7 protein-coding genes are annotated in these 9,337 nt (G+C 68.2%); 5 read left to right on the forward strand and 2 right to left on the reverse strand.

The features are described 5' to 3' along the window. The first annotated feature begins 34 nt into the window (after positions 1-34). Complete coding sequence (locus ACFW6D_RS26310; RefSeq protein WP_379332376.1) at positions 35-295, forward strand: DUF2530 domain-containing protein; 261 nt, start codon at positions 35-37, stop codon at positions 293-295. A 185-nt stretch (positions 296-480) separates the two neighbouring features. After that, entirely contained in the window at positions 481-1,095 is a 615-nt protein-coding gene (locus ACFW6D_RS26315) for a TetR/AcrR family transcriptional regulator (protein WP_379332378.1), read from the forward strand. A gap of 168 nt (positions 1,096-1,263) precedes the next feature. Here ACFW6D_RS26315 and ACFW6D_RS26320 read toward each other — a convergent pair whose 3' ends face one another. Then, entirely contained in the window at positions 1,264-4,539 is a 3,276-nt protein-coding gene (locus ACFW6D_RS26320; protein ID WP_379332380.1) for a sacsin N-terminal ATP-binding-like domain-containing protein, read from the reverse strand. Between the two features lie 5 nt (positions 4,540-4,544). Continuing rightward, entirely contained in the window at positions 4,545-6,071 is a 1,527-nt protein-coding gene (locus tag ACFW6D_RS26325; protein WP_379332382.1) for a DUF3027 domain-containing protein, read from the reverse strand. Positions 6,072-6,088: 17 nt separating this feature from the next. Here ACFW6D_RS26325 and ACFW6D_RS26330 point away from each other — a divergent pair, with 17 nt between their 5' ends. From ACFW6D_RS26330 to ACFW6D_RS26340, 3 genes are all read left to right on the forward strand, one after another. Next, complete coding sequence (locus tag ACFW6D_RS26330; protein ID WP_379332384.1) at positions 6,089-6,865, forward strand: glutaminyl-peptide cyclotransferase; 777 nt, start codon at positions 6,089-6,091, stop codon at positions 6,863-6,865. Positions 6,866-6,934: 69 nt separating this feature from the next. Beyond that, positions 6,935-8,707, forward strand: coding sequence for an MFS transporter (locus ACFW6D_RS26335; RefSeq protein ID WP_379332386.1), 1,773 nt, complete (start codon positions 6,935-6,937; stop codon positions 8,705-8,707). Further along, on the forward strand, positions 8,704-9,219 hold the full coding sequence (locus tag ACFW6D_RS26340; protein WP_379332388.1) for a DUF2771 domain-containing protein: 516 nt from the start codon (positions 8,704-8,706) through the stop codon (positions 9,217-9,219). The genes ACFW6D_RS26335 and ACFW6D_RS26340 overlap by 4 nt, the downstream gene beginning before the upstream one ends. Positions 9,220-9,337 lie beyond the last annotated feature (118 nt).

The raw sequence follows: 9,337 nt of genomic DNA on the forward strand, positions 1-9,337 counted from the left end.
GTGCTGATGGGTTTCACACGGCTACTGTTTGGGTATGGACGCCGGACCAGTCAGTCCCGAGATACCGCACCTGCCGCGATACCTGGTCGACCCACGCCCTGTCGTGCTCGGCGGCTTCGCCCTGTGGGCGATCGCGACCGTGGCGGTGTGGATGAACGCGAGCTGGGCCGATGCCCGCCCGGTGTGCGTGATGGGACTCGTTGTGGGCGTGCTGGGATCGTCGATCTTCCTCGCCCAGCGGCGGTCCGCGCGACGTGGCGACAAGGGCGCTCAGGTCGGACTCGACACCGATTAAGTGATTTCGAACTCGCTGCACCTCGCGAGCACGCGGCGCGGATGAATTCGCGCCGTCGACCGTTCGAGCGACTGCTTCGCAACTTCCGATTCCGAGACATCTGGTCGAATGTCCAGAGTTTTCCGGCGGACCGGCGAATTGACTGTTAGCGGCGTGAGCGCTTAACTCGCACAGTGTCCTCCCGATTGAGTGTCGAAGAACGACGGGCCCACCTGATCGAGGCAGCGATCGGTCTCGCCGAGAAAAAGGGCGTAGCGGGCGTGACCACGCGTGATGTCGCCCAGGCAGCGGGCGTCTCGTTAGGTGTGGTGCATTACTGTTTCGAAAACAAGGACGCGCTGATGACCGAGCTGGTCAAAGCGCTGTCCATGGAATTGCGCGATTCCGTCGATGCCGATGAATCGGTATGGGAAGACGTCGGAACAGGAAAAGAAGCACTTCAGAAATTGGTGCGCCGCGGTTTGGAACTGATGTGGCGCAACATCGAAGCCACTCCCGAACGACAGTTGCTCACCTACGAGACCACCACCTACGCGCTGCGCGAGGGTGAGTCGACACCGGCCAAACTGGCGATCGCCCGCGAGCAGTACGGGTTCAACGACAACACCGTCGCCGATGTGATCGACCACTGCCGCGAGGCGACCGAAACGCAGTGGACCACGCCGGTGACGACGTTGAGCCGATTCATTCTGAATGTGATCGACGGAATTGTGTTGCGGTGGTTGGTCGATGACGACAGTGAGTCGGTGCAGGTTCAGCTCGATCTGCTCGCCGAAATGGTTTCAGATCACGCCAGCTGATCAGTAAGCCCGCACGTGGTCTGACGGCCCATTCCTTCAGATCACGCCAGCTGATCGGTGAGCCCGCACGTGGTCTGACGGCCCATTCCTTTCAGATCACGCCAGCTGATCGGTGAACCCGCACGTGGTCTGACGAGCTTTTTTATGAAGACGCAGGCCGACGGGGGCCTACCCGTTCGATGGTGCCTGGACGTGGATGACGTCGCCCTCGCACCACCATGGGACGCGGACGGTGCCAGAGAGTGCGCCACGCAGGTGGACCTCGAGGGTTTCGTGCAGGACCAGTTCACCGGTGGTGTTCTGTGGTGACCAGAGCTGGCGCAGCACTACGCCCAAAGGTGCTGCGGCCCAGGTGCTTCGACGGCCGTTTCCCAGCACCTCGGCGCTGACTTCCTCCGAGACCAGCGGTAGGTCGAGCAGGGTGGCCAGCGCCTCAGCGTGTTCGGTGTCGCCGACGATCAGGCGGTTCGGGGGGACGACCAGGCCGAAGCAGGGCTCATCGAGGACCATGGCGGTGCTCGCGTCGATGACGTCGCCGGACAAGGCGCGGACCTGTTCGGGGAGATCGAGTTCGCGCGGATCAAGGACACCGGCGGCGACCGCGGCCGCCAGGCGGGCGTTGGTTCGGGCGATCACTTCCGGCGCCGGGGTTTTCGATGGGTCGGCCAGTGCGTCGAGTAGTTCCTCGGCCAGCGCGGCGGACATCACATCGGGGCGGACGAGCACAGGACGCAAGGCGTCGAGGTCGGCGCCATCGATCCCCGGTACATCGAAAGTCGGTAGCAGTCCGGCGAATTCGTTGTCATCGGGGTGGTGGAGACGGCCCAGTGGGATGCCGTCGATGTGGGCGTGGCGGTGCAGCCACCACGTGGTGTAACCGTCGCGGTCGGTGAGCAGGGCGCGGGTGCGCGGCTCGGACAGCAAGTGGCGCAAGGCTTCCGGCCAACGGTCCTCGTCCACCAAGTCGAGGTCGCGCACGGCGGTGAGTTCGCGGGGATCTTCGGAAAGGCTTCTCCACCAGGACTGTTCGTCGTCGAGGTCGTGGTCGGGACCGATCGGTTCGGGATCGGTGAGTACCGCGAAACCCCAGCCGACACCGATCGCGCGCAAGGCGGGCTCGCCGTACTCGGCGACGGTGGTGTCGGCGATGGTGGCGAAGGGTGCGTCGTCGGCCAGGACGCGGGCGAGCGGGGCGCCGGGGAGCAGGAGCTCGTCGGCGGGGCGCAGTTCGCCTGTGTCGTCGGGTAATTCGAGCATGCCGAGCCAGTCGGGCAGCGCGCTCGGCGAGGCGAAGGGCGCCAAGCGGAGCACCGCGGCGACCGTGTCCGGGTCGGCCGGGTCGTGCTCGAGCAGGTCGCGCAGTGCGGGATCGGTGAGCAGGTCATCCGAACTCGCGCTGCGGGCGCCGAGGCGGCCGAGGAGCGGGTGCGTGGCGTCCGGGTGGACCAGGCGCGCCCAGTGCACCGGTACGGCCACCGTGAGCTGATCATCGAGCACCACGGTCCGCGGCCCGGTCACCAGCCGACCGTCGGTCAGCGGTACGGCCAGCGCACCGAATTCCTCGGCGGTCCTGTTGTCGACGACGAATGGTTCCAGCGCGGCGTAAAACCTTCGCCACCACCGTGGTTCACGGTCAAGTCCGCTCGACCGCTCGGCCACGGCGGCAGGCCCGAGCCGATGCACATCGAGGACCGACAGCTTGTCCTGACCGGCTCGACCGGACAGCTCCGGGATCACCAGCGGGCCGGTGATCTCGGCCAGCATCGCGGCCAATTCCGGTGTGAGGTCGGGGAATACGCTCGCCCGGGTGGGAGTGCTGCACGGCACGTCGCCTCGGGTTCGCCAGTACGGATCCGACTCGTCCTGTGCGAAAGGGTCACCGCTAATCGCGGATTCGCCATGGCCGGCCGCTCGGTGCGAGCTTCCGCTGGTGACGGAGTCGTCGGAGGCGAAGAGAGCCTCGAGATCCGGCAGGTCCTCGGCTGCGCTGCGCCCGGATCGTGCCGTGTCGCTGGGCGCGCCGTTCGCGGACGCCAGCTGCTCATCCGATGCGAGGAGGTTCGCGAGATCCGGGGCACTGTTCGGCGCCGAGACTGCGGTGTCGAATTGCGTTGAGGAGCTGAAACTCTCGTCATCGCTGGACCTGAGTTCCGACGAGTCGGTGGAGGTGCGGTCGCGGGTGGCGCAGACCGGAAGCCAAGAGTTGGTGCGCAGTTCGGTGATCAGGGCTTCGCGCAGGAGAGCGTCAGCTTCGCTGCGGGCGAAGCCGGGGGTCGGGACCAGGACGAGGCGGTCCCGAGGTGGGAGTGCGCGCGCGAAATCCGCGTAGCCGTTGGCCAATTCGGCGAGGCGTGCACCTGGGAGGAGGCGGCGACGGTCGGGTTGCATGGGGATGTCGGCGATCAGGATCGCGGGGAGGGAGAGTTCCTCGTCGGATCGAGTGGGCGCGCGCAGGACGTCCGGGGCGGTCGCGACGGGGCGGCCCGCACGGAGCGGGAGCAGCCAGCGGGCCCTGGAAGTGCGGTACTGCCACCAGGTTCGGCGTGTGCCGGACGGGAGGGTGATCGTCAGCTGGGAGAGGGTGCCCGGCTCGTTGGCGGCGGCAGCAGCGGAGCCGACAGCAGCACCAGCACCGTCGCGAGCAGCTGCCACTGCGTCAGCGGCGTCAGCGGCAGTGGCTTCCACTGCACCATCAGTGGTCGCCCACATGGCATCGGCCCGACTGGCGTCGGCGGTGGTGTCTGCGTGGTGCGCGATGGTGGTGAGAACGGTTACCGCGCTGGTGAATTCGTCGGATTCGATTCGGATTCGCTGCAGGGCCGGGAGTTCGAGGAGGAGGTCGGGGGCCTCGGCTCGCATGGTGTCGAGGAGGGCGGCGGGGTCGATGTCGTCGCGGAGGTGGACGACGATTTCGGTGTCGGTGCCCGCGAGGGGGGTGGTCGGGACCGGCCAGACGAGTCTCAGGACAGGGGGTGCGATGCTCGCGAGGTCGTCGGGGATGCCGATGTTGTTCTCGTGCAGGGCGTTCAGTGTGGCCGTGCGGGAGAAGCGGAGGGAGCCGGTGGTCGAGCGGACCTCGATCTCGTCGCCGACGGAACGCACCGCGGTGAAGCCGACGCCGAAGCGCCCCACCTGGGTGGTGTCGCCCTTTCCGGAAGCACGCAGAGCCGTCAGCGCGTGCACACCGGAAACACTCAGTGGCGCACCGGTGTTCGCGACATGCAACCGCCCGTCGAGCACCCGCACGATCAACTCGCCCGCGACACCGGCCTTCGCCGCAGCATCGGCCGCGTTCTGCGCGAGCTCGGTGAGCAGCCGATCCCGGTAGCCGGCGGCCACCAGATCCGCCTCACTGGCACTGTCCTCCCGCAGCCGCGTCGGCGAATCCCGCCACGCCGCGAGAACCCCGGCCCGCAGCTGCGCGGTGCCGAACGGGTCCGGCACTCCGTTCAGCGCGACACCGACGATCCGTGCTCACTCAGATCAGCGGATTCCGCCGCTTCACCGGACTCCGCACCACCCGAGGCCACCGCATCGCCTTCCGCGCCCGAGACAGCAGCACCCTCGCCACCGGCCACAGCTGCGACCTCGTCGGCGTTGAGCCCGGCCTCCGCGGAAACCTCGGTATCCGAAGCGATTTCGGCGTTGACGACCTCTTCCGCCGACTCCGGGAGCGCACCCTCGGCGAGGGCCGCACGCTCGGCGTCCACCGCGGCGACAGCTTCGGCCTCGGCGGTCTCCTGCCGGTCACCCGCCTGCTGTGCCGCTGCCACGCCGACCTCGGTCAACGAGTCAGCGGGCTCAGCCGCTTCGGGGGCCGGGGTCGCGGCGGCCGTTTCCACCGCCACCTCCACAACCTCGATCGCCGGGTCGGTGGTTGCCTCGGCGACAACCTCCACGACCACCGTCGCGGGATGGACATCGTCCGCCACATCCGCCGCCTCATCAACCACTACCGGAGCATCAGCCGCTGCCTCATCGACCAACGTCGGAGCATCAGTTGCGGACTCATCGCCCGCTACGGGGGCCGCTGCAATTTCATCGAGCGTTGCCGTGGCGTCATCAGCCGCAACGACCGTCGCCGTGGCATCAGCCGCTTCGTCGACCGTTGCCGTGGCGTCGTCAGCCGCAACGACCGTTGCCGTGGCGTCAGCGGACTCGTCGACCGTTGCCGTGGCGTCAGCAGTTGCCTCGGACACCACCTTGTCGATCGCGTTCTCGACAGCCGGGCGGACGATCTCGACGAAATCCACCGCGTGGTCGTCGAACGCCTCGTACAGCGGCGAGCCGTTGCCACTGGGGGCGACCACGTCGGAGTGCGCGCCACAGCCGTATTCGATGTGGACGACGTGACCGTCGGCGCCCATCGCGTTGCCGCAGACGCCGAAGGATTCGCGCAGCGCGCCGGCCAGTGGCAGGTAGAAGCCGCACATGCCGCAGGTACTGGGGGCGGCCTTGGCCATCTCGGTGTCGGGACCGAATTCGGTGAACCAGCGCTGGGCGGCGTCGGCGCGGCCTTCCACGCTGAGGACCTGGACGCGGCCGAGGCCGACCTCGCGGGCCACCTCGTCGATCACCGGGTCGCCGGTGGCGATGTAGCCGGGGACAAGGCGGGGGTCGTCGGCGGGGGCGGCGAGCAGGTCGCCGGGGCCGAGGTCGCCGGGGCGCACACGCTGGTCCCACGGGATGAAATCGGGGGCGATCAGTGCGTCGATGGCAGGCAGCAACGCCGACTCGCTCACCGTCGCGTGGTCGGCGCCGGGGGGCGCGGCGACCACGACGGCCCACTGCCAGCCGCGATAGCCGGGCAGGGTCGCCTCGAACCGGTGGGTGGCCGCGGTGTCGTCCTCGGCGGTCACCCCCAGATGGACTCCTACCCCGTCGGGTTCCAACGCGACGAGCGCACGACGTGCGACCTCGGCCGCGTCGGCCAGAACGGGACGCACGCCGGACTCCGAAACAGATACTGCGCTCACGGCATACATTTTGCCGTATGAAGTGCAATCGCAGTTCGTTGGCCGTCGCAGTGCTGGTCAGTGTGCTCGGCGCGGGGGCTTGTAGCGGACCTGCCGAGCCTGGTCCGCCGCGGTTGCGAGTGGAGGTGATCGGCTCGTCACCGCATGATCCACAGGCCTTCACCCAGGGCCTGGAAGTGGTCGACGGCGTCCGCTACGAGAGCACCGGAATGTGGGGCGTGTCGACCGCGCGGGCCACCGACCAGCGCACGGGCGTCGAAACGGCGCGGGTGAATCTACCCGGCCGGGTGTTCGGCGAGGGCATGACCAAGGCGGGCGCGATCGTCTGGCAGCTGACCTGGCAGGACGGATTCGCCATCGCCCGCGACCCGGTGACCCTCGCCGAAACCGGTCGCGCCGACTACGCGGGTGAGGGCTGGGGACTGTGCGCACAGCCCCACCGGCTGGTGATGAGCGACGGCACCGGCACCCTCACCTTCCGCGATCCGGTGACCTTCGCGCAGACCGGTTCGGTGACCCTGTCCGGCTACCAGGATCCGAAGCCGAACGAACTCGACTGCGCCGAGGACGGGACCGTCTACGCCAACAATTTCCCGTCCGACGAAATACTCCACATCGATCCACAGACCGGTCGGGTGCTCGCCGTGATCGAGGCGGGCGGCCTGCTCACTCCCGCCGAACGACAGGGCACCGATGTGCTCAACGGCATCGCGCATCTACCCGGCACCGACAGGTTCCTGCTCACCGGAAAATACTGGCCGCGCATGTTCGAAGTGCGTTTCGTCGGGAACTAACTGCTGTGTGGCCGACATTGCTACGGCGCAAGTGAACATGCACAGGCCGAGTGCGACAGAATTGGACTTGTGACTACGCCCCGCGATCCATCCGGTCCCGACCGTGGTCGCCGGGACGGTACTGCCGCCGACCCGCACCCCGGCTACGGGCAGTACCCGCCGCGCGCACCGCGCAAGGTCTTCCCCCGGCCCGACCGGCCGCTCCCCCCTGAGCCGCCGACGGTCCGGTCCAAAAGTCTGTTCCGACGCCATCGCCCGGTCGACCCCGGCGCCCCCACCACCCCGGTACCGAACGGGCGCCCCCTTCGCGATGACTTCCCAACGGACGCGCAAGGCCGGCGCGACGACGCCGGACCCGACCCCACCCGTCCCTTCCCCCGCGACGAAGCCGTCGACGACCCCGTCAACCAGCGCATCCCCCGAAAACTCACCGTCACCCGGGTGGCCGCTATGCGCAGCCGCGAACTCACCGAACGCGGCATCGCCACCTTCCAGCGCGCCGCCAAGGCCGACGGCGCCGACCAGTCCGGCCTCACCGCGCTCACCTACGCCACCATGGCGAACTTCGCGCTCGACGCCGCGATCGCCGTCGCCCTGGCCAACACCCTGTTCTTCGCCAGCGCCACCGCCGAGTCCAAAACCAAGGTGGCCCTGTACCTGCTGATCACCATCGCCCCGTTCGCGCTGATCGCTCCCCTGATCGGCCCGCTGCTGGACCGTCTGCAGCGCGGTCGCAGGCTGGCGCTGGCGACGACGTTCGGCCTGCGCGCGGGCTTCGCGCTGCTGTTGATCTTCAACATCGACACCTGGGGCCTGTATCCGCTGGCCCTGTGCATGATGGTCGGCTCGAAATCCTTCGCGGTACTCAAGAGCGCGGTGACCCCACGCGTGCTGCCACCGGATATCGACCTGGTTCGCACCAATTCCCGGCTGACGGTGTTCGGCCTGGTCGGCGGCACCATCGGCGCGGGTGCGCTGGCCGCGCTCGCCGCCCTGATCGCCGGTTCCACCGGTGCGCTGATCTTCGCCACCGGGATCGCCGTCGCGGGTGTTGTCCTCAGCCTGCGTATTCCGCGCTGGGTGGAGGTGACCGAGGGCGAGGTCCCCGCGACGCTGACCTACCACGGCCCCGACGCGCACACCGAGGTCATCCACCGCGGCGAGCAGTCCTCGGTGCCACCACGCAAACGGCGTCAACCACTGGGCCGAGCCGTGGTCACCGGCCTGTGGGGCAACAGTTCGATCCGCGTGCTCACGGGCTTTCTCACCTTCTACATCGCCTTCGTCGCCAAGGGCTCGGGCGGCAGTCCCACCGAGCAGGCGGCGATGCTCGGCCTGGTCGGCGCGGCGGCGGCCATCGGCAACTTCGGCGGCAATGCGACCGGCGCCCGACTACAACTGGGCAAGCCGTCGCCGGTGGTGCTCGGCTGCACCGGTGCGTGCGCGGTGGTCGCGCTGTTCGCGGCATTCACTGGAAATCTGTTCGGCGCCGCGGTGGCAGCGCTGGTGGCCTCGGCGGCCAGCGCGCTCGCGAAGGTGTCCCTGGATGCCGCCATCCAGGACGACCTCCCCCCGGAGTCGATCGCGTCCGGTTTCGGCCGTTCGGAGACTGTGCTGCAACTGAGCTGGGTCGTCGGCGGGGCGGCCGGTGTGCTGATGCCGATCGAGTACTGGAAGGGTTTCGCGTTGATCAGCGTGATCCTGCTGATCGGACTGCTGCAGACTTTCGTCAGCTATACCGGGCACTCGCTGCTGCCGGGCCTGGGCGGTAATCGCCCACAGCACGTGGAGCAGGAAGTGCCCAACACCCATCCGAGAGGGACAGGAGACCCCACCTGGTGAGCAAGCTCAACGCTCGAACGATCGTCGCGCTGGTCGCGGCCGGACTGCTCGCGGTCGTCGCGGTGACAGCGGTCTGGGTCGGGGTGGCTGCCTCGAAGGCGCCCGCGCACAGTCCGCAGCTCACCGCCTACGCGCACGGCAAGGCCATCACCGTCGACCCGTTCATGTACTGCACGGTGCGAATGGAGGAGTGCCGCTACGGCGAGACCGCACCTCTAGAAGTCCCCGCCGGTGCCCCCGTGCAGCTGTCGCTGCCCGACGAGGTCTCCCAGTCGCCGTGGCTGATCCAGCTGATCTACCAGCGCCCCAGCGGCGAACAGCTCGACCGGGTACTCAGCTTCGCCGACTACCCGCACGGCGCAAGGGCCCTGACCATCGAGTCGAAGCCCGAACCCGACCTACGCCTGATCGGCATCGAAGTACAACTCCCGATCCTGACGCGCGACATAGCCACCGGCCAGGAAAGCTATATCCCCCACGCCGCCTGGTCGATCGTCACACCAGAGAAATAGCGTCCACGCACAACCCAACCCCCACGACCCGACCTCGAGGAGGGTCCCGCCGCGCAGCGGCGGCAGCGGCCCGGCCGCGAGTTAGCCGCCGTTGCGTCCGAGGCGAAGCCTCCAGCAA

The organism is Nocardia sp. NPDC058705 (genome assembly GCF_042749305.1).
GTDB lineage: Bacteria > Actinomycetota > Actinomycetes > Mycobacteriales > Mycobacteriaceae > Nocardia.